At 68.7% G+C, this 22,016-nt stretch carries 17 protein-coding genes; 14 read left to right on the top strand and 3 right to left on the bottom strand.

What is annotated here, in order from left to right; genetic code table 11:
- The first annotated feature begins 3 nt into the window (after nt 1-3).
- Complete coding sequence (locus tag JWP60_RS16600) at nt 4-1,185, top strand: acetyl-CoA C-acetyltransferase (RefSeq protein ID WP_299793692.1); 1,182 nt, start codon at nt 4-6, stop codon at nt 1,183-1,185.
- 43 nt (nt 1,186-1,228) lie between these two features.
- Nucleotides 1,229-1,966 (top strand): acetoacetyl-CoA reductase, encoded by a 738-nt coding sequence (gene phbB, locus JWP60_RS16595; RefSeq protein WP_299793689.1) that lies wholly within the window; start codon nt 1,229-1,231, stop codon nt 1,964-1,966.
- A 173-nt stretch (nt 1,967-2,139) separates the two neighbouring features.
- Here the strand turns inward: phbB and JWP60_RS16590 are convergent, their stop codons facing one another.
- Entirely contained in the window at nt 2,140-2,562 is a 423-nt protein-coding gene (locus JWP60_RS16590; RefSeq protein ID WP_299793686.1) for an RNA-binding protein, read from the bottom strand.
- A 146-nt stretch (nt 2,563-2,708) separates the two neighbouring features.
- Here JWP60_RS16590 and dusA point away from each other — a divergent pair, with 146 nt between their 5' ends.
- The 3 genes from dusA (at nt 2,709) to JWP60_RS16575 (ending at nt 7,264) form a co-directional block, all read left to right on the top strand.
- The gene (dusA, locus tag JWP60_RS16585; RefSeq protein WP_299793683.1) at nt 2,709-3,701 is read left to right on the top strand and encodes a tRNA dihydrouridine(20/20a) synthase DusA; all 993 of its coding nucleotides are present in this window, start codon (nt 2,709-2,711) and stop codon (nt 3,699-3,701) included.
- Between the two features lie 155 nt (nt 3,702-3,856).
- The gene (locus JWP60_RS16580) at nt 3,857-5,038 is read left to right on the top strand and encodes an acyl-CoA dehydrogenase (RefSeq protein ID WP_299793680.1); all 1,182 of its coding nucleotides are present in this window, start codon (nt 3,857-3,859) and stop codon (nt 5,036-5,038) included.
- Nucleotides 5,039-5,176: 138 nt separating this feature from the next.
- Nucleotides 5,177-7,264, top strand: coding sequence for a response regulator (locus JWP60_RS16575; RefSeq protein WP_299793677.1), 2,088 nt, complete (start codon nt 5,177-5,179; stop codon nt 7,262-7,264).
- A 9-nt stretch (nt 7,265-7,273) separates the two neighbouring features.
- Here JWP60_RS16575 and JWP60_RS16570 read toward each other — a convergent pair whose 3' ends face one another.
- Both JWP60_RS16570 and JWP60_RS16565 read right to left on the bottom strand, forming a co-directional pair.
- A complete protein-coding gene (locus JWP60_RS16570; protein ID WP_299793674.1) occupies nt 7,274-8,152 on the bottom strand; it encodes a TauD/TfdA family dioxygenase in 879 nt (292 codons plus the stop codon).
- Nucleotides 8,153-8,174: 22 nt separating this feature from the next.
- On the bottom strand, nt 8,175-9,143 hold the full coding sequence (locus JWP60_RS16565; protein WP_299793671.1) for a tripartite tricarboxylate transporter substrate binding protein: 969 nt from the start codon (nt 9,141-9,143) through the stop codon (nt 8,175-8,177).
- Nucleotides 9,144-9,229: 86 nt separating this feature from the next.
- Here JWP60_RS16565 and JWP60_RS16560 point away from each other — a divergent pair, with 86 nt between their 5' ends.
- From JWP60_RS16560 to JWP60_RS16520, 9 genes are all read left to right on the top strand, one after another.
- Entirely contained in the window at nt 9,230-9,772 is a 543-nt protein-coding gene (locus tag JWP60_RS16560; protein WP_299793668.1) for a 2,4'-dihydroxyacetophenone dioxygenase family protein, read from the top strand.
- Nucleotides 9,773-9,842: 70 nt separating this feature from the next.
- Nucleotides 9,843-12,005 (top strand): methylmalonyl-CoA mutase, encoded by a 2,163-nt coding sequence (gene scpA / locus JWP60_RS16555; protein WP_299793665.1) that lies wholly within the window; start codon nt 9,843-9,845, stop codon nt 12,003-12,005.
- 133 nt (nt 12,006-12,138) lie between these two features.
- A complete protein-coding gene (gene meaB / locus JWP60_RS16550) occupies nt 12,139-13,248 on the top strand; it encodes a methylmalonyl Co-A mutase-associated GTPase MeaB (protein ID WP_299793663.1) in 1,110 nt (369 codons plus the stop codon).
- A gap of 60 nt (nt 13,249-13,308) precedes the next feature.
- Nucleotides 13,309-14,841: an acyl-CoA carboxylase subunit beta gene (locus tag JWP60_RS16545; protein WP_299793660.1), complete on the top strand. Its 1,533-nt coding sequence runs from the start codon at nt 13,309-13,311 to the stop codon at nt 14,839-14,841.
- A gap of 8 nt (nt 14,842-14,849) precedes the next feature.
- Nucleotides 14,850-15,692, top strand: a complete 843-nt coding sequence (locus JWP60_RS16540) for a hypothetical protein (protein ID WP_299793657.1) — start codon at nt 14,850-14,852, stop codon at nt 15,690-15,692.
- Between the two features lie 2 nt (nt 15,693-15,694).
- Entirely contained in the window at nt 15,695-17,743 is a 2,049-nt protein-coding gene (locus JWP60_RS16535; RefSeq protein WP_299793654.1) for an acetyl/propionyl/methylcrotonyl-CoA carboxylase subunit alpha, read from the top strand.
- Between the two features lie 151 nt (nt 17,744-17,894).
- The gene (locus JWP60_RS16530; RefSeq protein WP_299793652.1) at nt 17,895-18,374 is read left to right on the top strand and encodes a VOC family protein; all 480 of its coding nucleotides are present in this window, start codon (nt 17,895-17,897) and stop codon (nt 18,372-18,374) included.
- Nucleotides 18,375-18,475: 101 nt separating this feature from the next.
- A complete protein-coding gene (locus tag JWP60_RS16525) occupies nt 18,476-19,864 on the top strand; it encodes an HlyD family efflux transporter periplasmic adaptor subunit (RefSeq protein ID WP_299793649.1) in 1,389 nt (462 codons plus the stop codon).
- Nucleotides 19,843-22,008, top strand: a complete 2,166-nt coding sequence (locus JWP60_RS16520) for a PqqD family peptide modification chaperone (protein WP_299793646.1) — start codon at nt 19,843-19,845, stop codon at nt 22,006-22,008. Before JWP60_RS16525 ends, JWP60_RS16520 begins: the two co-directional genes overlap by 22 nt.
- The last annotated feature ends 8 nt before the right edge of the window (nt 22,009-22,016 follow it).

The following is a 22,016-nucleotide window of genomic DNA, read 5'->3' as shown; positions in this document are numbered from 1 at the left end:
CCCATGGAAGACATCGTCATCGTTTCGGCCGCCCGCACCGCCGTCGGCAAGTTCGGCGGATCGCTCGCCAAGATCCCCGCCACGGAGCTGGGCTCCATCGTGATCAAGGAGGTGCTGGAGCGCGCGAAGCTTGATCCCGCGCTGGTGGGCGAAGTGATCATGGGCCAGGTGCTGGCCGCGGGCGCCGGCCAGAATCCGGCGCGCCAGGCGCTGCTGAAAGCGGGCCTGCCCAAGGAAATTCCGGGCCTGACCATCAACGCGGTGTGCGGCTCGGGCCTGAAGGCCGTGATGCTGGCGGCGCAGGCCATCGCCTGGGGCGACAGCGAGATCGTGGTCGCCGGCGGCCAGGAGAACATGAGCGCCTCGCCGCACGTGCTGCTGAATTCGCGCGACGGCCAGCGCATGGGCGACTGGAAGATGATCGACTCGATGATCGTCGACGGCCTGTGGGACGTCTACAACCAGTACCACATGGGCATCACGGCGGAGAACGTGGCCAAGGCCTATTCGATCGACCGCGCCGCGCAGGACGCGCTGGCCCTGGCCAGCCAGCAGAAGGCATCCGCGGCGCAGGAAGCGGGCCGCTTCAAGGACGAGATCGTTCCCGTGAGCATCCCGCAGCGCAAGGGCGACCCGCTGCGCTTCGACGCCGACGAATTCATCAACAAGAAGACCAGCGCCGAGGCGCTGGCGGGCCTGCGTCCGGCCTTCGACAAGGCGGGCACGGTGACCGCGGGCAATGCCTCGGGCCTGAACGACGGCGCCGCTGCCGTGGTGGTGATGAGTGCCAAGAAGGCCGCGCAACTGGGCCTCAAGCCGCTGGCGCGCATCGCTGGCTTCGGCACGACCGGCCTCGATCCCGCCACGATGGGCATGGGCCCGGTGTCGGCCACCCGCAAGGCCCTGCAGCGCGCCGGCTGGAGCGCGCAGGACGTGAACCTGTTCGAGCTGAACGAAGCGTTCGCGGCCCAGGCCTGCGCCGTCAACAAGGAACTGGACCTGGATCCGGCCAAGGTCAACGTGAACGGCGGCGCGATCGCCATCGGCCATCCGATCGGCGCGTCCGGCTGCCGCATCCTGGTGACGCTGTTGCACGAGATGCAGCGGCGCGAGGCGCGCAAGGGCATCGCGGCCCTGTGCATCGGCGGCGGCATGGGCGTGTCCCTGGCCGTGGAACGCGGCTGAGCGCGCAGATCAAACAGCAACAGCAACAGCAAGGGGAAACAACATGGCTCAGAAAGTGGCGTACGTGACCGGCGGCATGGGTGGCATCGGCACGGCGATCTGCCAGCGGCTGCACAAGGAAGGCTTCCGGGTCATCGCCGGCTGCGGCCCGACCCGCGACTTCGGCAAGTGGCTCGCACACCAGAAGGAAGAGGGCTACACCTTCCACGCCTCGGTCGGCAATGTCGGCGACTGGGATTCCACCGTCGCCGCCTTCAGCAAGGCGAAAGCGGAGCACGGCAGCATCGACGTGCTGGTGAACAACGCCGGCATCACGCGCGACCGCATGTTCCTGAAGATGACGCGCGAGGACTGGGACGCGGTGATCGAGACCAACCTGAATTCGATGTTCAACGTGACCAAGCAGGTCGTCGGCGACATGGTGGAAAAGGGCTGGGGCCGCATCGTCAACATCTCGTCGGTCAACGGCGAGAAGGGCCAGGCGGGCCAGACCAACTACTCCGCCGCCAAGGCCGGCATGCACGGCTTCTCGATGGCGCTGGCGCAGGAACTGGCCAACAAGGGCGTGACGGTCAACACCGTGAGCCCGGGCTACATCGGCACCGACATGGTCCGGTCGATCCGCACGGACGTGCTGGACAAGATCGTGGCCACCATCCCTGTCAAGCGCCTGGGCGAACCGAGCGAGATCGCATCGATCATCGCCTGGCTCGCGGGCGAGGAGAGCGGCTACACGACCGGGGCGGACTTCTCGGTCAATGGCGGTTTGCACATGGGGTGAGGTTTCGGATGGCGTCGCGGGCCTGTCCCGCAATCGGGGATGCATTGCGGCTTGACCCGGAATCGAGGGATGTCATTGCGGGCTTGACCCGCAATCCACCACGGCGCATGTTCCGGCGCAGCATGGTTCCCGGGTCAAGCCCGGGATGACATCCTTTCAGCCTTGGGCGTGCTTCAGTGGGCGCTGCCGTCCACCAGATCCTCGATCACCAGCGGCCGATAGCGCTGCCCGTACGAGATGCGCGAATCGCGCAGCAACTCGAGGACGTGTTCGGAGGTCGTGCCCGCCGAGGCATGCACCATCAGGGCGTGGTGCCCCTGGTGCGCCAGTTGGCGAAAGCGCCGCGCGGTGTCGGACTCGGTTCCCACCGAGGGCAGCAGCACGTCGTCGTCCTCGTCGGTCGCGCCCGTGATCTGGCGCTCGAACTCCGCGGGGCCGCACAGGCAGAGGTCGTCGTCCGGGACACCGTCCTTGCGCAGCAGTTCGCAGGCGTAGCGTGCGTCCCGCTCGGTCGGGAACATCAGCACCATGTGGCCCGTGGGATAGAAGACGCCGCGCATGTTGGTCATGCCGGCAGCGAGACTGAAGGTCTTCATCTGCAACTCCTTGGCAATCCGGTACCCCAGCATAGGCATGCGCCCGCGGCAGCGATAGGCGAAGACCCTTTGGCCGCGATGGGCGCAGCCGCGCAATGCCCGGGTGGCGCGGTGCCGCGTCGGCTGCGCGTACATTTGCCGGCGTGATGCAAGAGAAAGACGGATGGCGCCTGAGCGTGGCGCCGATGATGGACTGGACCGATAGGCACTGTCGCTATTTCCACCGCCTGCTGAGCCGGCGAGCGCGGCTCTATACCGAGATGGTGACCACGGGCGCGCTGCTGCACGGCGATGTTCCGCGCCACCTGGATTTTGACGAGACGGAGCACCCGCTCGCGCTGCAGCTGGGAGGCAGCGAGCCGGCCGACCTGGCGCGGTGCGCGCAACTCGCGCAGCAGTGGGGCTACGACGAGGTCAATCTCAACTGCGGCTGTCCCAGCGAGCGGGTGCAGCGCGGCTCCTTTGGCGCCTGCCTGATGGCCGAGCCGGCGCTGGTGGCGGACTGCGTCAAGGCCATGGCCGATGCGGTCGACCTGCCGGTGACCGTGAAGCACCGCATCGGCATCGACAAGGTGGAGAGTTACGCCTTCGTGCGCGACTTCGTCGGCACGGTCGCCGAGGCAGGCTGCGGCGTGTTCATCGTCCACGCCCGCAATGCCTGGCTCAAGGGCCTGTCGCCCAAGGAGAACCGCGAGGTGCCGCCGCTGCGCTACGAACTGGTGGACCGGCTCAAGCGGGATTTTCCGCAGTTGGTGATCGTCCTCAACGGCGGCATCACGCAGGACGAGGTGGTGCAGGAGCAATTGCGCGTCGTCGACGGAGTGATGATCGGCCGCGAGGCCTACCACCATCCCTGGTGGCTGGCGCGCTGGGACACGCAGTTCTACGGCGAGGAGGCCGAGCCGCTCACGCGCGGCGACGTCGAGGAAAAGATGGTCGCGTACATGGAGCGCGAGCAGGCCCGGCGCGGCACGGGCTGGCATTCGATCGCACGGCACATGATGGGCCTCTACAACGGCGTGCCGGGGGCGCGCCGCTGGCGCCAGGTCTGGAGCGACCACCGCGTGAAGGGCGAGACGCCGCGTGAGGTGATGCGCAGGGCCCGCGAGGGATTCGCCGTCGCCGACGCACTTTCCTAGGCTGGGTTGCGGCGCAGCCGCACCCCAGCTTTGCCCGGATGTCGCGCCCGTTCTGAAGGCGCCGGCGCGAGCGGCGACAATATCGTTCGCATGACCGAAGCGACGGCGCTGCTGCCGTCCTGAGTCCCCTTCCTCGCCGCGACCGGAGTTCCTTCATGGCCAGAGCCAAAGCCGTTTTCAACTGGGCCGACCCGCTGCTGCTGGACGCGCAGATCAGCGACGACGAGCGCGCCGTGCGCGACGCCGCCCACAACTACTGCCAGGAGAGGCTGGCCCCGCGCGTGCTGCAGGCCTTCCGTCACGAGCAGACCGACGCGTCCATCTTCCGCGAGATGGGCGCCCTGGGCCTGCTGGGCCCGACGATTCCCGAGCAGTACGGCGGGGCCAGCCTCAACTACATCTGCTACGGCCTGGTGGCCCGCGAGGTGGAGCGCATCGACTCGGGCTATCGCTCGATGATGTCCGTGCAGTCCTCGCTGGTGATGGTGCCGATCTTCGAGTTCGGCAATGAAGCGACCAAGCAGAAGTACCTGCCCAAGCTCGCCACCGGCGAGTGGATCGGCTGCTTCGGCCTGACCGAGCCCGATCACGGCTCCGACCCGGCCAGCATGATCACGCGCGCCCGCAAGGTGGACGGCGGCTACAAGCTGACCGGCAGCAAGATGTGGATCACCAACTCGCCGATCGCCGACGTGTTCGTGGTCTGGGCGAAGGACGACGAGGGCTCCATCCGCGGCTTCGTGCTGGAAAAGGGCTTCAAGGGGCTGTCCGCGCCGGCCATCCATGGCAAGGTGGGCCTGCGTTCGTCGATCACGGGCGAGGTCGTGATGCAGGACGTGTTCTGCCCTGAGGAAAACGCCTTCCCCGAAGTGCGTGGCCTGAAGGGTCCGTTCACCTGCCTCAATTCGGCGCGTTACGGCATCGCCTGGGGCGCGCTCGGTGCGGCGGAGGACTGCTGGTTCCGCGCCCGCCAGTACGTGCTGGATCGCAAGCAGTTCGGCAAGCCGCTGGCGGCCAACCAGTTGGTGCAGAAGAAGCTGGCCGACATGCAGACCGAGATCACGCTGGGCCTGCAAGGCTGCCTGCGCCTGGGCCGCATGAAGGACGAGGGCACCGCCTCGGTGGAGATCACCTCGATCATGAAGCGCAACTCCTGCGGCAAGGCCCTGGACATCGCCCGCGTCGCGCGCGACATGATGGGCGGCAACGGCATCAGCGACGAATTCGGCGTGGCGCGCCACCTGGTGAACCTGGAGGTCGTGAATACCTACGAGGGCACGCACGACATTCACGCGCTGATTCTCGGGCGCGCGCAGACGGGCATCGCGGCGTTCTGAACCCGGATGCATTGCGGCTTGACCGCAATGCATCCTTGGGGCGATTTGCAACACTGTGCGGTTCTCCACTGTTCAGCGCTAGGCGGGCGCGCCTGCCGCCTCCATAATCGGCGCGCCATACGGAGGAGTAAGCCGAAAGTGGCCTTGTACGAGGAACCGCAATTCCCCGGGCCGCCCGCCGGTCCCGAGGAGCAAGCTGCACGTGCCCTGGCTCCCGGCTTCATCGAAGCCCACCGCCAGAAGATCTTCCTCGGGCTCTCGGTCGCCGGCACCTTGCTGCTCGGCCCGTTTGCCGTCAACAACTTCTTCCAGGGCCGGCTGATCCTCGGCGTCGCCACCTGCGCCTTCCTGGTGTGCCTGCTGGCCAACACGGTTGCCATCGGCCTGGGGCGCTTGCCCGTGGTGCCGGCGGGCGCGATCTTCGTGGCCTCCGCCATCGGGCTGGGCACCGCGATGTACAACAACGGGCTGATCGGGATCCTGTGGGTCTACCCCGGCCTGCTGCTGTTCCACTTCATGCTGCCGCGGCGCACGGCCAACATCCTGAACCTCAGCCTGGTGATGCTGGCGATCCCGCTGGCCTGGATGCACCTGGGCGCGCCCATGGCCGCGCGCGTCGGCGTGACGATGGTGCTGCTGGTGGTCTTCACCAACATCTTCTCGCACATTGCCGACACGCAGCAGGCCAAGGAGGCGGAGCAGCGCGAACACCTCGACGCGCTGGTGCGCCAGCTGGAAGACCAGAACAAGGCCCTGCGCGAAGCCTTCCGCATGCGCGAGGAAGTGGAGCGCATCGCCCGCCACGACCTGAAGACGCCGCTGGCCAGCATCGCCTCGGTGCCGCGGCTGCTGCGCGAGCGCCATCCGCCCGATCCGGTGGAGGACGAACTCCTGGGCACGGTCGAACGTGCCGCGCTGCGCGTCCTGAGCATGGTGAACCTGTCGCTCGACCTGTTCCGCATGGAGGAGGGCAGCTATCGCCTGCGCGCGCAGGCCGTGGATCTGGCCGCGCACGTGAACACGGTGGTGCGCGAGCTGCAGGCGCACGCGCGTTCCAAGAACGTGCGCATGGTGGCGGACCTGCCGCCCGAGCCGGTGTACGCGCAGGGCGAGGATCTGCTTTGCTATTCCACCATCGCCAACCTCCTGAAGAACGCGCTCGAGGCGTCGCCCGACGATGCCGACGTGCGCGTCACGCTGCGGCGCGTGAGCGACGACAACGGCGATGCGGTGGCCCTGGACATAGCCAACGCGGGCGAGATGCCCGAGTCCGTGCGCGAGCGCTTCTTCGAGAAATACGCCACCCACGGCAAGCGGGGCGGCACCGGCCTGGGCGCGTATTCGGCGCGCCTGATGGCGCGGGTGCAGCGCGGGTCGCTGCGCATGACCTCGGGGCCCGAGGGCACGACGCTCGCCTTGCGGCTGCCGCTGTGGCATGCGGCGCCGCCGGTGCAGGTCGCGCCCGGCAGGGTGCCCGACATCGGGCCGGCGCAGCAGCAAGCCTTGCCGGAGCTGTCCGTGCTGCTGGTGGACGACGACGAATACAACATCGTGGTGCTGAAAAGCCTGCTGCCAAGCCCGCCGCTCGTGGTGCGCACGGCCGTGAACGGGCGCGCGGCGCTGCAACTGGTGCGCGAGCAGCGGCCGGACGTGATCTTCCTGGACATCGAGATGCCCGTCATGGGCGGCATCGAGGCGGCGCACGAGATCCGCGGCTGGCAACGCGAACACGGCGAGTCGCCCAGCCTGATCGCCGCCTTCTCGGCGCACGACGACGACGCCACGCGCCGGCAATGCCTGGGGGCGGGATTCGACCTGTACCTCGCCAAGCCCGCCAGCCGCGAGGAGGTGTTTGCCGTGTTGCGCGGGCAGGACCCGGTGCAGGCCGCAACGCCGGCCGCGCTTGCCGGGTCGCCGGGTGACCGCCGCGTGTGGATCGAGCCCGGCTTGATGCCGCTGATGCCGGCATTCCTGTCGTCGCGGCGGGAGCTCGCCGAGGAGCTCTCGGCGGCCGCGGCGCAGGGCGATCGCGAGACCATTCGCGCCACGGCGCACAAGCTGGCCGGCAGCCTGGCCATGTACGGCTTCAAGGAGGCCAGCCGCGCCAGCCGTGCACTGGAACAGGCGGCCGCCAGCGAACAGCCTGGCGAACTGCTCGAGCGCTGCGCGGCGCTGGTCGACCTGCTCGCGCGGGCCGAGCCGGTGGCGCGGCCGGTCGCAAGTTGACGGGGCGGATCAGGCCGCCAGCAGCATGGCCTGCGGCGTGTCGTTGACGGTGGTGCGGCGCAGCTCGCGCCGTTCGCTCACGTCGTAGCGGCGGCCGCGGTGCACGGTGCTGCGGTTGTCCCACATCACCAGGTCGCCCACCTGCCACTGGTGCGCGTAGACGCGCTCCCGCTGGGTCGCGTGCTCCAGCAGATCCTGCAGGAACATGCGGCTCTCCGCCGTCGGCCAGCCGAGGATCTGGCGCGCGTGCACGCCGACGAACAGCAGCTTGCGGCCGGACCCCGCATGCGTCTGCACCAGCGGCCAGACGGCCGGCGGGATCTCCTTCTTCTGATCGTCGGTGTACGCGTCGTCGCCCAGCAGGATGCGCGTGTGCAGCGCGAAGTGCTCCGCCTTCAGGTCCTGGATCTGCGCCTTGCTGCGCTCGTCGAGCGTGTCGTAGGCCGCGCGCAGGTCGGCGAACTCGGTGTTGCCGCCCCAGCTTGGCTTGATCACGCAATGGAGCATCGAATAGGCCGCGCGCGGATCCATGAAGGAGCTGTCGGAATGCCACAGCTGGTTGGCGAAGTTCGACAGGTTCCTGGGCGAGTCGCGCCTGGCCACGTTGCCCTGGGCGTCGACGTTGGAGATGTCGATCAGGCGTTCGTCTTCCAGCCGCTCGGGGCGCTTGAACACGCGCTTCAAGCCGATGTCCAGCGGGCCGAACGACTTGGCGAAGCCGATCTGCTGCTGCGCCGTCATCGGTTGGCCGCGCCACACGAGCACGGCGTGTTCGTTCATGGCGGCGTTGATCGCGCGCACGTCCCGGTCCGCCAGCGGCTGGGTGAGGTCGATGCCGCTCGCCTCGGCGACGAACACGGAATGCAGGGGTTTCAAATGCAGGCTCATGGTGGCTGTGCGTCCTTGGGGATCAATCGGCTTCGATGTGCGCGTCGGTGACCACGCGGGCCCACTTGCGCACTTCGCTGGCGAGGAAGGCATTGAACTGCTCGGGCTTGCTGGCCACGATCTCCATGCCGTATTCCTCCGCGCGCTTCTTCAGTTCGGGCATGGCCAGCACCTTGGCGGTGTCGGCCTGGAGCTTGTGGATCACGGCCGGGGGCGTGCCCGCGGGCACGACGAAGCCGAGCAAGGCGCCGACGTTGAAGCCGGGAAGGACTTCGGCCACGGTGGGGGCGTTGACGCCCGGCACGCGCTTGTCGCCCATGGTGGCGATCAGCTTCATCTTGCCGGCCTGCACGAAGGGCAGCACCGACAGCAGCGGATCGACCACCAGGTCGAGGCGGCCACCCATCAGCTCCGTGTGGGCCGGGGCGCTGCCCTTCATGGCGATGTGCTGCATGTCGAAGCCGGCCTCGCGCTTGAGAAGCTCCGCGCCCAGGTGGGTGGTGCTGCCGGCGCCTGGCGTGCCGTAATTGAGCTGGCCCGGGTGCGCCTTGGCATAGGCGATCAGTTCCTTCACGTTGTTGAAGGGCGCATCGGGCCGGGCGACGATGGCCAGCTGCATGTTGAACAGCTGGGTGACGCCGGTGAGGTCCTTGAGCGTGTCGTAGGGCAGCTTCTTGCGCAGCGTCGGGTTGACCGCCAGCGAGGAGTTCACCATGCCGATGGTCAGGCCGTCGGGCGCGGACTTGGCCACGTAGTCGGCGCCGATCACCGTGCCGGCGCCCGGCTTGTAGTCAATGATGACCGGTTGCCCCCACATCTCCTGCAGCTTCATGCCGATCAGCCGGCCCACCGTGTCGGTCGGGCCGCCCGGCGGGAAGGGCACGATGATCTTCACGGTGCCCCTGGGATAGTCCTGGGCGGCGGCGGGCATGGCCGCGGCCAGCGCCAGGGCGCCCGCGAACAGGCCGGCGCAGAGTTGGCTGCAACGCAAGGTCTTGTCTCCTGTGTTCTGAATCATGGAACGACGTTCCGGAATCTTAGCGCCCGCAGCCGCTGGCACGCGGGTACGCTTGCGGCATGAACCCCGCTCGCAACCTCACCCGCAACTTCGCCAATCCGCGCGCCATCCGGCCCGCGCCCGATCCGGTGCCGCCCGGCGCCCGGCCGGAGATCTTCCTGCAGGACGTGGGCGACGTGCCCGAGGAGCGCTGGGTGCAGCAGGCCGAGAACGTCGCCTTCCTGCCGCTCACCTTCGGGGTGACGCAGGGCTACTACGTCAACCTGCTGCGCGTGCGCAAGTCGGGCGTGCTGTCCTGCCACCGCCATTTCGGCGCCGTGCATGCGCACGTGATGAAGGGCCGCTGGTTCTACCTGGAGCACGACTGGGTGGCAACCGAGGGCTCCTTCGTGATGGAGGCCCCGGGCGAGACGCACACGCTCGTGGTCCCCGACGACGTGCCGGAGATGATCACCTGGTTCCACGTCAGCGCCGGCTACGTCTACTTCGAGGACGGCCGCATCAGCGCCTACGAGGACGTGTTCACCAAGCTGCAGCGCGCCCGCGAACACTACGAGGAACACCGCCTGCCGCAGGCGGACCTGGAGCGGCTGGTCCGCTGAGATTTGCCCCCGGGCGCGGCGGTAAGATCCCTCGACCGCGGGCACACCCGTGGCCCCCACAGGATTTGCCATGAGCTCGAACGCGCCCGAATTCAAGCCTCCCTCGCTCGAGGAATGGAAGAAAGCCGCCGCCCGCTCGGCGCCCGGCGGCGACCTGAACGCCTTGAACTGGGTCACGCCGGACGGCATCGCCGTCAAGCCGCTCTACACCGCCGCCGACCTGCAGGGGCTGCCGTACGCCGACACCTTGCCGGGATTCGCGCCCTTCCTGCGCGGGCCGCAGGCCACGATGTACGCGGCGCGGCCCTGGACGATCCGCCAGTACGCGGGCTTCTCCACGGCGGAGGAATCCAACGCGTTCTACCGCAAGGGCCTGGCCGGGGGCGGGCAGGGCGTGAGCGTCGCCTTCGACCTGGCGACCCATCGCGGCTACGACAGCGACCACCCGCGCGTGGTCGGCGATGTCGGCAAGGCCGGCGTGGCCATCGATTCCGTGGAGGACATGAAGATCCTGTTCGACGGCATCCCCCTCGACCAGGTCTCGGTGTCCATGACCATGAACGGCGCCGTGCTGCCGGTGCTGGCCGGCTACGTGGTCGCGGCGGAAGAACAAGGGGTGAAGCAGGACCAGCTCTCCGGGACGATCCAGAACGACATCCTCAAGGAGTTCATGGTCCGCAACACCTACATCTATCCGCCCGAGCCTTCGATGCGGATCGTGGGCGACATCATCGAGTACACGGCGCAGAACATGCCGAAGTTCAACTCGATCTCGATCTCCGGCTATCACATGCAGGAGGCGGGGGCCAACCAGGCGCTGGAGCTGGCCTTCACGCTGGCCGACGGCAAGGAGTACGTGAAGACCGCGCTGGCCAAGGGACTGGACGTGGACGCGTTCGCGCCGCGGCTGTCCTTCTTCTGGGCCATCGGGATGAACTTCTATCTCGAGATCGCCAAGATGCGCGCGGCGCGGCTGCTGTGGTGCCGCATCATGCAGGGCTTCGGCGCCAGCAATCCCAAGAGCCTGATGCTGCGCACGCATTGCCAGACCTCGGGCTGGTCGCTGACCGAGCAGGACCCCTACAACAACATCGTGCGCACGACGATCGAGGCGATGGCGGCGGTGTTCGGCGGCACGCAGTCGCTGCACACCAACAGCTTCGACGAGGCGATCGCGCTGCCCACGGAGTTCAGTGCGCGGGTCGCCCGCAACACGCAGCTGATCCTGCAGGAAGAGACGCACATCCCGAACGTGATCGACCCCTGGGCCGGCAGCTACATGATGGAGAAGCTGACGCAGGACATGGCCGATGCGGCCTGGAAGATCATCGAGGAGGTCGAGGCCCTGGGCGGCATGACGCGCGCGGTGGACTCGGGCTGGGCCAAGCTGAAGATCGAGGCGGCGGCGGCGCAGAAGCAGGCGCGCATCGACTCCGGCCGCGATGTGATCGTCGGCGTCAACAAGTACAAGGCGGGCAAGGACGACCCACTGGACATCCTGGAGGTGGACAACGTCCGCGTGCGCGAGCAGCAGATCGTGCGGCTGCAGCAGATCCGCGCGACGCGCGACGGCGCGGCAGTGCACGCCGCGCTGGAGGCGCTGACGACGGCGGCGCGCACCGGCAAGGGCAACCTGCTGGAGCTGGCGATCCAGGCCAGCCGCCTGCGCGCGACGGTGGGCGAGGTGAGCGAGGCGCTGGAAAAGATTTACGGGCGCCATCGCGCCGACACGCAGAAGGTGACCGGTGTGTATGCAGCCGCCTACGACTCGGCCGAGGGCTGGGACAACCTGAAGAAGGAAATCGCGGCCTTCGCCGAGGAGCACGGCCGCCGGCCGCGCGTGATGGTCGCCAAGCTGGGGCAGGACGGCCACGACCGTGGCGCCAAGGTGGTGGCCACGGCGTATGCCGATCTCGGCTTCGATGTCGACATGGGACCGCTGTTCCAGACCCCCGAGGAATGCGCGCGGCAGGCGATCGAGAACGACGTGCACGCGGTGGGCATCAGCACGCTGGCGGCGGGTCACAAGACGCTGGTGCCGGCGATCATCGCGGAGCTGGAGAAGCAGGGAGCGGACGACATCATCGTGTTCGTGGGTGGCGTCATTCCGCAGCAGGACTACGAGTTCCTGTACAACGCCGGCGTGAAGGGCATCTACGGGCCCGGCACGCCGATCCCTGCCAGCGCAAAAGACGTGCTGGAGCAGATCCGGCAAGCGATGGCACGCGAATGATGTCTCCCGCTTTTCTCCCTCTCCCTCTGGGAGCGGGTTGGGGTGAGGGCAAGCGGCGGCAAAATCCGAACCTGACCCCAATGGATTTGCTCCCTCCCGCTGCGGGGGAGGGCTGGGGTGGGGGCGCGCGGCGGTGAAGCTTTCAGAGGCGATCCTGGGACCCGATGGTGCTGCGCAACGCCGCGCCGTCGCCAAGGCCATCACGCTTCTTGAATCGACGCGGCCCGACCACCGCACGCGCGCCGACGATCTCCTGACCGCGCTGCTGCCCCACACCGGCAACTCCTTTCGGCTCGGCATCTCCGGGGTGCCCGGGGTCGGCAAGAGCACCTTCATCGAGGCGCTGGGGCTGAAGCTGATCGCGCAAGGGCATCGCGTCGCCGTGCTGGCGATCGATCCGTCTTCTTCCCTGTCGGGCGGCTCCATCCTCGGCGACAAGACGCGCATGGAACACCTGTCGGTGCACCCGCAGGCCTACATCCGCCCGAGCCCGGCCAGCGGCACGCTCGGAGGCGTCGCGGCCCGCACGCGCGAGGCCATGCTGGTGTGCGAGGCGGCCGGCTACGACATCGTGATCGTCGAAACCGTGGGCGTGGGCCAGAGTGAGATTGCGGTCGCGGGGATGACCGACATGTTCGTGCTGCTGCAACTGCCCAATGCCGGCGACGACCTGCAGGCGATCAAGAAAGGCGTGATGGAGCTGGCCGACCTGGTGGCGATCAACAAGGTGGACATCGACCGCGATGCGGCCATGCGGGCCGAGGCGCAGATTACCAGCGCGCTACGCATCCTCGGCCAGCACGGCCGGCCCGATCATGCGCATCACGACGAGAGCCTGTGGCATCCGCAGGTGCTTGCCCTGAGCGCGTTGACGGGCGACGGCGTGGCGGCCTTCTGGCAGGCCGTCACGCGGTTTCGCGAACTGCAGCAGGCCAGCGGCCGGCTGGCAGCGCGGCGTCGCCACCAGGCGCTGGCCTGGATGTGGGAGCGCATCGAGTCCGGCTTGCGCCAGGCCTTCCGCGAGCACCCCGGCGTGCGATCGTTGCTGCCGCAACTGACGCGGGAGGTGGAGCAGGGCAGGGTGGCGGCGTCGACGGCGGCGCGGCAACTGCTGTCGGTGTCGGCATGTCATCCCGGGCTTGAGCCGGGATCCACTGCGGCCTCCGCCCCTTGTCATCCCGGCCTTGAGCCGGGATCCACGAAGACATCCGAAGACATGGATCCCGGGTCGAGCCCGGGATGACATCCAAACACCAAAGTCATCGCGGGCCACGCGCGCGATGACCAACGAGGAGCAGAACAAGTGCACGACATCCTGGACCAACTGGAACAAAAGCGCGACGCCGCCCGCCTCGGCGGTGGCGAGCGGCGCATCGCGGCCCAGCACAAGAAGGGCAAGCTCACCGCGCGCGAGCGCCTCGAGCTGCTGCTGGACGAGGGCACCTTCGAGGAATGGGACATGTTCGTGGAGCATCGCTGCACGGACTTCGGCATGGAGAACAACAAGGTGCCGGGCGACGGCGTGGTCACCGGCTACGGCATGATCAACGGCCGGCTGGTGTTCGTCTTCAGCCAGGACTTCACCGTCTTCGGCGGTGCGCTCTCGGAAGCGCATGCCGAGAAGATCTGCAAGGTGATGGACCAGGCGATGAAGGTCGGCGCGCCGGTGATCGGCCTGAACGATTCGGGCGGTGCCCGCATCCAGGAAGGCGTGGCATCGCTCGGTGGCTACGCCGATGTGTTCCAGCGCAACGTGATGGCTTCGGGCGTGGTGCCGCAGATCTCGATGATCATGGGCCCGTGCGCCGGCGGCGCCGTGTATTCGCCGGCCATGACCGACTTCATCTTCATGGTCAGGGACAGCTCCTACATGTTCGTGACCGGCCCCGAGGTGGTGAAGACGGTGACCCACGAAGAGGTGAGCGCCGAGGAGCTCGGTGGCGCCGGCACCCACACGACGCGCAGCGGTGTCGCCGACCTCGCATTCGCCAACGACGTCGAGGCGCTGATCATGCTGCGACGCCTGTACAACTACCTGCCGCTGAACAACCGCGAGAAGCCGCCGGTGCGACCGAGCAACGATCCGGCCGACCGCATGGACTTCTCGCTCGACACGCTGATTCCCGACAACGCCAACAAGCCCTACGACATGAAGGAGCTGATCGCCAAGACGGTGGACGACGGTGACTTCTTCGAGCTGCAGCCCGATTACGCGAAGAACATCGTCATCGGCTTCGCGCGCATGGAAGGCCAGACGGTGGGGATCGTCGCCAACAACCCGCTGGTGCTGGCGGGCTGCCTCGACATCAAGAGCGCGATCAAGGCAGCGCGCTTCGTGCGCTTTTGCGACGCCTTCAACATCCCGGTGGTCACCTTCGTCGACGTGCCCGGCTTCATGCCCGGTACGGCGCAGGAGTACGGCGGCATCATCAAGCATGGCGCCAAGCTGCTGTATGCGTACGCCGAATGCACGGTGCCCAAGGTGACCGTGATCACGCGCAAGGCCTATGGCGGCGCCTATGACGTGATGAGTTCCAAGCACCTGCGCGGTGACGTCAACTTCGCCTGGCCGAACGCCGAGATCGCGGTGATGGGCGCCAAGGGTGCGGTGGAGATCATCTTCCGGGAAGACAAGGGCGACCCCGCGAAGCTGGCCGCGCGCGAGTCCGAATACAAGGCGCGCTTCGCCAATCCCTTCGTCGCCGGGGCCCGCGGCTTCATCGACGACGTCATCCTGCCGCACGAGACGCGCAAGCGCATCTGCCGCTCGCTGGTGATGCTGCGCGACAAGAAGCTGGAGAATCCGTGGCGCAAGCACGGCAACATTCCCCTGTGAGGACCCCCATGCACCATCTCTTCGCCGGCCTGGCCCTGTCGCTGATCGCTGCCACTGTCGCGGCGGCGCCCACCGCGCCCGCCGCGGCGACTGCCCCCGCCGCCAAGGCTGCCGCCGAGCCGACCCTCGGTGCCGTCCTGCAGGAGGCGGTGACGCGCGCGCCCGGCCAGGCCTCCGGCGAGCCCATCCACAGCTTCAAGCCCTTGCCGCCCCGGGCGTATGACTGGGAGCAGGGCAGGTACCACTCGGCGGTGTCGGGTGTGACGATGAAGCTGCCGCAGGTGCGCGACGAAAAGGTCGTGTCGGTGCGCGAGGCCGTGGTGCTCATGCGGGCCAACGGCGAGGTCGAGACCTCGCATGTCATGTTTGTCCCGGGTGCCGAGGGCACCAGCGTCGAACGCCTGGGGCCGGTCTCCGCGGTGGTCGTCACCCGGCTTGGCAACGGGCGCCCGACCGACCGCGAAACGGTGCTGCGCTCCTGGGAGCCGCGCAGCCCCGAGCAGCGCAAGCAGATGGAGGCGCGCGGCATCGAGTTCCATCGCATCAAGACGGGAGCCGGCGAGGGGCTGGAACGCATCGTCCCCAATCGCATGGTCGACGCCAACTTCCCCTACCTGACGCACACGGTGGAAGGCGCCAAACTGCAGTCGGTGGGCGTGACCCGCTACCTGGTTTCCGGCGAGCGCGCGCTGCTGGAGTTCTCCCAGGTGTTCCCCTGCGGCCCGCTGGCCGCACCCGAGTGCAAGGATGCCGCGCTCCAGGCGTCGGACCGTTTCGTGGGGAACATGTCCTCCTTCACCGTGCTCACTGCGGCCAGGCCGGCCTCGGCAGCAGCCTCGTCGGGAAAGTGAGCATGTTCGACAAGATCCTGATCGCCAATCGAGGTGAAATTGCCTGCAGGGTGATCGCGACGGCGCGCAAGATGGGCATCAAGACCGTGGCCGTGTATTCGGATGCGGACCGCGACGCGCGCCACGTGGCGCTCGCCGACGAAGCGGTGCACATCGGCGCGCCGCCCTCCCGCGAGAGCTACCTCGCCGTCGACAAGATCATCGCCGCCTGCAAGCAGACGGGCGCGCAAGCCATCCACCCCGGCTACGGCTTCCTCTCCGAGAACGAGGCGTTCGCGCGCCGGGTGGAGGAAGAGGGCCTGGTCTTCATCGGGCCCAGGCACCATTCCATCGCGGCGATGGGCGACAAGATCGCATCGAAGAAGCTGGCCAAAGAGGCCCGGGTCAACACCATCCCCGGCTACAACGAGGCCATCGCCACCGCGGAACAGGCGGTGGGCATCGCTCGCGAGATCGGTTACCCGGTAATGATCAAGGCCAGTGCCGGCGGCGGCGGCAAGGGCCTGCGCGTGGCCGGCAACGACAAGGAGGCCTTCGAGGGCTTCACCTCCTGCCGCAACGAGGCGCGCAACAGCTTCGGCGACGACCGCGTGTTCATCGAGAAGTTCGTCGAGGAGCCGCGCCACATCGAGATCCAGGTGCTGGGCGACGCCCACGGCAACGTGATCTACCTGAACGAGCGCGAATGCTCCATCCAGCGGCGCCACCAGAAGGTGATCGAGGAGGCGCCGTCGCCCTTCATCAGCGATGCCACCCGCAAGGCGATGGGCGAGCAGGCCGTGGCGCTCGCGCAGGCGGTGCAGTACCAGAGCGCCGGCACCGTCGAATTCGTGGTCGGCAAGGACCAGTCGTTCTACTTCCTGGAGATGAACACGCGTCTGCAGGTGGAGCACCCGGTGACCGAGTGCATCACCGGCCTGGACCTGGTGGAGCTGATGATCCGCGTCGCCGCCGGCGAGCCGCTGCCCTTGCGGCAGGCCGACGTGCAGCGGCGTGGCTGGGCCATCGAGTGCCGCATCAATGCGGAAGACCCGTTCCGCAATTTCCTGCCGTCGACCGGTCGGCTGGTTCGCTTCCAGCCGCCGCAGCCCAGCATGTGGGCCGGCGACACCGAACACCTGCAGGGCGTGCGGGTGGACACGGGCGTCGACGACGGCGGCGAGATCCCCATGTACTACGACTCGATGATCGCCAAGCTGATCGTGCACGGCACCGATCGGCGCGATGCCATTGCCAAGATGCGCGAAGCGCTCAACGGCTTCGTGATCCGTGGCGTCTCCAGCAACATCCCGTTCCAGGCGGCGCTGCTGGCGCACCCGGACTTCGCGGCGGGCAACTTCAATACCGGCTTCATCGCCGAGCACTATGCCGGCGGCTTCCGTGCCGAGGACGTGCCGCACGACGATCCGGACTTCCTGGTGGCGCTGGCCGCCTGGGCCAATCGCCGGGCGCTGCAACGTTCGGCCGGCATCAGCGGCCAGTTGCGCGGGCACGAGTTCAAGGTGGGCGAGGACTTTGTCGTGGTCAAGCTCGACCCCGCGGGCCGGCACCGGCAGCAGGCCGCCAAGGTGCATGAGGGCGAGGACGCTGCCGGCGCGAGCGTGGTGGAGACCCACGGACGGAAGTACACGATCGCCAGCAACTGGCACCTGGGCGCGGCGCGCATCCGTGGCACGGTCGACGGCAAGGCGTTCACCGCGCAGGTGGAGCGCGGCGCGGGCGGCAATCCGCTGGCGCTGCGCATCGCGCACGACGGCACCCGCCTGGATGCCCTGGTGCTGACGCCGCGCACGGCGGAACTGCATGCGCTGATGCCCTTCAAGGCCCCGCCGGACATGAGCCGCTTCCTGCTGTCGCCCATGCCCGGCCTGCTGGTCGAAGTTGCCGTGCAGCCCGGGCAGAAGGTGCAGGCGGGCGAGCGCCTGGCCGTGATCGAAGCCATGAAGATGGAGAACGTGCTGTTCGCTGCCGCCGACGGCGTGGTGGGCAAGGTGCTGGCCGGCAAGGGCGAGTCGCTGGCGGTGGACCAGCCGATCATCGAGTTCGAGTGAGGGATTCGGCGGAGGCCGCCGCGGCTGAGAAGGATGTCGCCCCGGGCTCGACCCGGGATCCATGCAGCGCCCGCACATGCGCCGCAGTGGATTGCGGGTCAAGCCCGCAATGACATGGGACGAATGAGATCGTGAGGAAGGAGATCGAATCATGAGGCCATTCAAGATTCTGGGCATCCAGCAGATCGCCATCGGCAGCACCGACAAGCTGCGCCTGCGCAAACTGTGGGTCGACCTGTTCGGTCTCGAGGTGACCGGCACCTTCAAGAGCGAGCGCGAGAACGTCGACGAGGACATCTGCGCGCTCGGCCAGGGCCCGCTGAAGGTCGAAGTGGACCTGATGCAGCCGCTCGATCCCGACCAGAAGCCCGCCGTCCATGCGACGCCCTTGAACCACGTCGGCCTCTGGATCGACGACCTGCCCGCCGCCGTGCAGTGGCTCACCGGGCAGGGCGTGCGCTTCGCCCCGGGCGGCATCCGCCGCGGCGGTGCCGGCTTCGACATCTGCTTCGTGCATCCGAAAGCCAGCGAGGAATTTCCCGTCGGCGGCGAGGGCGTGCTGATCGAACTGGTGCAGGCGCCGCCCGAGGTCGTGCAGGCCTTCACGGCCGTCGCCAACGGCGCCCGGTAAGCGACCGCGTGGCGGCAGGGCGTCGCCACGAGGCGACGGGCCGGTAATTTGTCCTCGCTTGCGGGAGCGGCGACAGCGACAATTGTGCTCATCTGTAACCGATGGACCTTTCCAGCCCCCCCGCTCTCCCGGCGTTCAACCGGCCGGAGCCCACCACGCCCGCCTTGCTGTTGCGACCCCTGGCCGCGGCGTTGGCGCGGGCGCGTCTCGGCGAGGCCGCGGCCGCTTTCGCGGCGGAGTTGTGCGAACTTCTGCATTGCGCGCGGGCCTCGGTCGGCGTGCTGGAAGAGGGCGCACTGCGCCTGGCCGGCAGCTCCCATCCGACCGAGCTCGAGTCCGGCCAGCCGGCCGCGACCGGCCTGCTCGATGCGATGCAGGAGGCGCTGGACCAGCACCGCACCATCGCCTGGCCGGCAGCCCACGAGCAGGACTGCATCACCCTCGCGCAACGCCAGCTGGCCGCTTCGGGGGCTGCCTGTTCGGTGCCGCTCGTGGACGGAACGCAAGTCGTCGGCGCCCTCACGCTGGAGCGCGCCGCCCCCGCCTTCTCTGCCGGCGAGCTGGCGCTGCTCGCTGACCTCTCGCGGCTGGCCGGTCCCGTCTTCGAATTGAAGCGCCAGCTGGCGCAGCCCTGGCGCCGGCGGCTCGTGCAGGCGATTCGCTTGCGCCTGGCCACGCCCTCGCGCCGCGCGCTGGCCGTCGCTGCTGCCGTGCTCGCGGTGCTGCTGGCGCTCGCCGTGCCCGTGCCCTGGCGGGTCAGTGCGCCGGCGCGGCTCGAAGGTTCGGTGCAGCGCGCGGTGGTCGCGGCCACCGATGGTTTCCTGCAGCAGGCGAACGTGCGCCCGGGCGACCGCGTGAAGGCCGGCCAGATCCTCGCCGAACTGGCGTCGCAGGACCTGGAACTGGAGCGCCGCCGCCGCGAGTCCGAACTGCGCCAGCAGGAGAACGCCTACCGCGCCGCCCAGGCCCATGCCGATCGCGCGCAGATGGTCACGCTGCAGGCCAAGGCGGCCGAGGCGCAGGCCATGCTTTCGCTGGTGGAGGCGCAGCTGGAACGCGCGCGGATCGAGGCGCCCTTCGACGGCATCGTGATCAAGGGCGACGCCAGCCAGAACCTGGGCGCGCCGGTGCAGCGCGGCGAGGTGCTGATGGTGCTGGCGCCCAACGACAGCTTCCGCCTGATCCTGGAAGTCGACGAGACCGACATCGCCGCGATCCGCGCGGGCCAGCACGGCGAGCTTGCCCTCGCGGCGCAGCCCGATCGCACGCTGGCCTTCGTCACCCGCCGCATCGTGCCGGTCGCCGCCACCGGCGACGGCCGCAATTTCTTCGAGGTCGAGGCGTCGCTGGAGCAGGGCCTGCCGCAATTGCGGCCCGGCCTCTCCGGTGTGGCCAAGGTGCAGGCCGGGTGGCGGCCGCTGGGCTGGCTGCTGGCGCATCGCGGCCTCGACTGGCTGCGCCTGGCCTGGTGGAAGATCACGCCGTGGTGAGCGAGCCGCTGGTCAGCGGCTCGTGGCATCGCGTGGCCGGCTTGCGTCCCAGCCTGGTGCCGGGGCTGCGCCTGGTGCGCCAGCCGGTGCGCGAGCAAGTCTGGCACGTGCTGGTGGAGCCCGCATCGGGCCGGCAGCTGCGCCTGAATCCCGCGGCCTATGCGCTGGTGGCGCGCTTCGACGGCGAGGCCTCGGTGGAGCAGATCTGGCAGCGCCAGCTGCTGCAGCAGCGCGAGGACGCCGCCACGCAAGACGAAGTGCTGCGCCTGCTCGCGCAGTTGTTTGGCGGCGGCATGGTGCGTTTCGACGCGGCGCCGCACCTGTCGATGCTGTTCGCGCGGCGCGAGCAGGAGGGCCAGCAGCGCCGGCGCGGCATGATGAATCCGCTGATGATGCGCCTGCCGCTGGCCGACCCGACAGGGCTGCTCGATCGTCTCGCGCCACTGGGATCAGCGCTGTTCCGGCGCGGCACCCTGGTGGCGTGGACCGTGGCGGTGTTGCTCGCGCTGCTCGCCGCCGGCACGCACTTCGGCGAGCTGCAGGCCGATGCCAGTCGCCTGTTCGCCGCGCCATCGAGCTTTCTGATCGCCTGGTTGTGCTACCCGCTGCTGAAGCTGCTGCATGAACTCGGGCACGGCCTGGCCGTGCGCCGCCATGGCGGGCAGGTGCACGAATGCGGCGTCTCGCTGATGCTGCTGACGCCCGCGCCCTATGTCGATGCAAGCGCCGCCAACGCTTTTCCGCAGGCGCGCCAGCGGCTGGTGGTCAGCGCCGCCGGCATCCTGGTGGAGGTGGCGCTGGCCTGCCTTGCGCTGGCCGTGTGGCTGACGGTGAGTCCGGGCCTGGTGCGAGACATCGCCCTGGTCATAACGCTGATCTGCTCGCTCTCCACGGTGGTGTTCAACGCCAATCCGCTGATGCGCTTCGACGGCTACTACGCGCTGTCCGATGCGCTGCAACTGCCGAACCTCGCGCAGCGCAGCCAGGCCTGGTGGGCGCGCTGGTGGCGCTCCCGCATCGGGGCTCCGCAAGGCGGTCCGCCGCCCATCCTGGCACAGGGCGAAGCGAAGTGGTTGGCCCTTTATGCGCCCGCCGCGGCGATCTACCGCGTGGTGCTGTTGCTGGCCATGGTGTTCTGGATCGGCAGCCAATCGTGGCTGCTCGGATGGCTGGCCGCGCTCCTGCTGGCCGGCTGGCTGGCGCGCCAGCTGTGGCGCTGGGCGAGCGGCGAGGCCGCGGGCGGCGATCCGCTGGCGCGCCGGCGCTCGCTGCGTGCGGCCGGCTTCGTTGTGGCCGCAACGATCGTGCTCCTGCTGGTGGTGCCGGCGCCGCAGCAGGTGGTGGCGCGCGGCATCGTCTGGCCGCCGGAGCAGGCGCAGTTGCGCGCCGGTGCCGCGGGCTTTGTCGATCGCCTCGCGCTGCCGCAGGGCGCGCCGGCCCAGGCCGGCCAGTCGCTGCTGCTGCTGCAAGACCCGGTGCTGGTGGCTTCGCAGGAGCGCATCGCCTCCGAGCGCAGCGGCCTGCTGTCGCAGCAGTACGCCGCTCTGCTGACGCATCCGGTGCGCGCGCAGGAACTGGCCGAAGACCTGGATCGCAATGCCGCCGAACTGGCGCGCGTCGAGGAGCAACTGGGCCAGCTCGAGGTCAAGGCGCAGCTTGCGGGCGAAGTCGTGTGGACGCGCCCGCAGGACCTGCCTGGCAGCTACGTCAAGCGCGGCGCGATGCTGGGACACGTGTTGACGGGCGGCGCGGCGCACGTGCGCATCGCGCTGCTCGAAGGCGACTGGCTGCGCACGCGCGGCCGCGTGCGTGGCCTCGAGGTGCGGCTGGCCGATCAGCCCGCCCGCAGCTATACGGGCCGGCTGGCGGAAGCGGCGCCTGGCGCCAGCATGGAGCTGCCCGCGCCGGCTCTGGGCGATCGCTTCGGCGGGCCCATTCCGGTCGACCCCGCCGATACCTCGGGCCTGCGCACGCGCGTGCCCGTGTTCCTGCTCGATGCCGAAGTGCCGGCGCTGCACGCCGCCCGCATCGGCGGCCGCGCCTGGGTCAAGCTGCAGCTGCCGCCGCAACCCCTGGCCTGGCAGTGGCTTGCGCAGCTGCAGCAGCTGTTTTTGAAGCAGTTCAATCCGACCGGGCGGGCATGAGCCCGCCG

It is taken from the genome of Ramlibacter sp. (assembly GCF_028291745.1).
In the GTDB taxonomy this organism is placed as follows: domain Bacteria; phylum Pseudomonadota; class Gammaproteobacteria; order Burkholderiales; family Burkholderiaceae_C; genus Ramlibacter.
The sequence above is the reverse complement of the archived record's forward strand: the minus strand, read 5'-3'. Positions and strand labels throughout refer to the sequence as shown.

What these genes read in the sequence shown, in the direction of transcription:
- scpA (WP_299793665.1), top strand. Translation starts at nt 9,843, where the DNA reads ATGAGCTCGAACGCGCCCGAATTCAAGCCTCCCTCGCTCGAGGAATGG.
- phbB (WP_299793689.1), top strand. Translation starts at nt 1,229, where the DNA reads ATGGCTCAGAAAGTGGCGTACGTGACCGGCGGCATGGGTGGCATCGGC.
- JWP60_RS16535 (WP_299793654.1), top strand. Translation starts at nt 15,695, where the DNA reads ATGTTCGACAAGATCCTGATCGCCAATCGAGGTGAAATTGCCTGCAGG.
- JWP60_RS16570 (WP_299793674.1), bottom strand. Translation starts at nt 8,152, where the DNA reads ATGAGCCTGCATTTGAAACCCCTGCATTCCGTGTTCGTCGCCGAGGCG.
- JWP60_RS16530 (WP_299793652.1), top strand. Translation starts at nt 17,895, where the DNA reads ATGAGGCCATTCAAGATTCTGGGCATCCAGCAGATCGCCATCGGCAGC.
- JWP60_RS16525 (WP_299793649.1), top strand. Translation starts at nt 18,476, where the DNA reads ATGGACCTTTCCAGCCCCCCCGCTCTCCCGGCGTTCAACCGGCCGGAG.
- JWP60_RS16600 (WP_299793692.1), top strand. Translation starts at nt 4, where the DNA reads ATGGAAGACATCGTCATCGTTTCGGCCGCCCGCACCGCCGTCGGCAAG.
- dusA (WP_299793683.1), top strand. Translation starts at nt 2,709, where the DNA reads ATGCAAGAGAAAGACGGATGGCGCCTGAGCGTGGCGCCGATGATGGAC.
- JWP60_RS16590 (WP_299793686.1), bottom strand. Translation starts at nt 2,562, where the DNA reads ATGAAGACCTTCAGTCTCGCTGCCGGCATGACCAACATGCGCGGCGTC.
- JWP60_RS16540 (WP_299793657.1), top strand. Translation starts at nt 14,850, where the DNA reads ATGCACCATCTCTTCGCCGGCCTGGCCCTGTCGCTGATCGCTGCCACT.
- JWP60_RS16560 (WP_299793668.1), top strand. Translation starts at nt 9,230, where the DNA reads ATGAACCCCGCTCGCAACCTCACCCGCAACTTCGCCAATCCGCGCGCC.
- JWP60_RS16580 (WP_299793680.1), top strand. Translation starts at nt 3,857, where the DNA reads ATGGCCAGAGCCAAAGCCGTTTTCAACTGGGCCGACCCGCTGCTGCTG.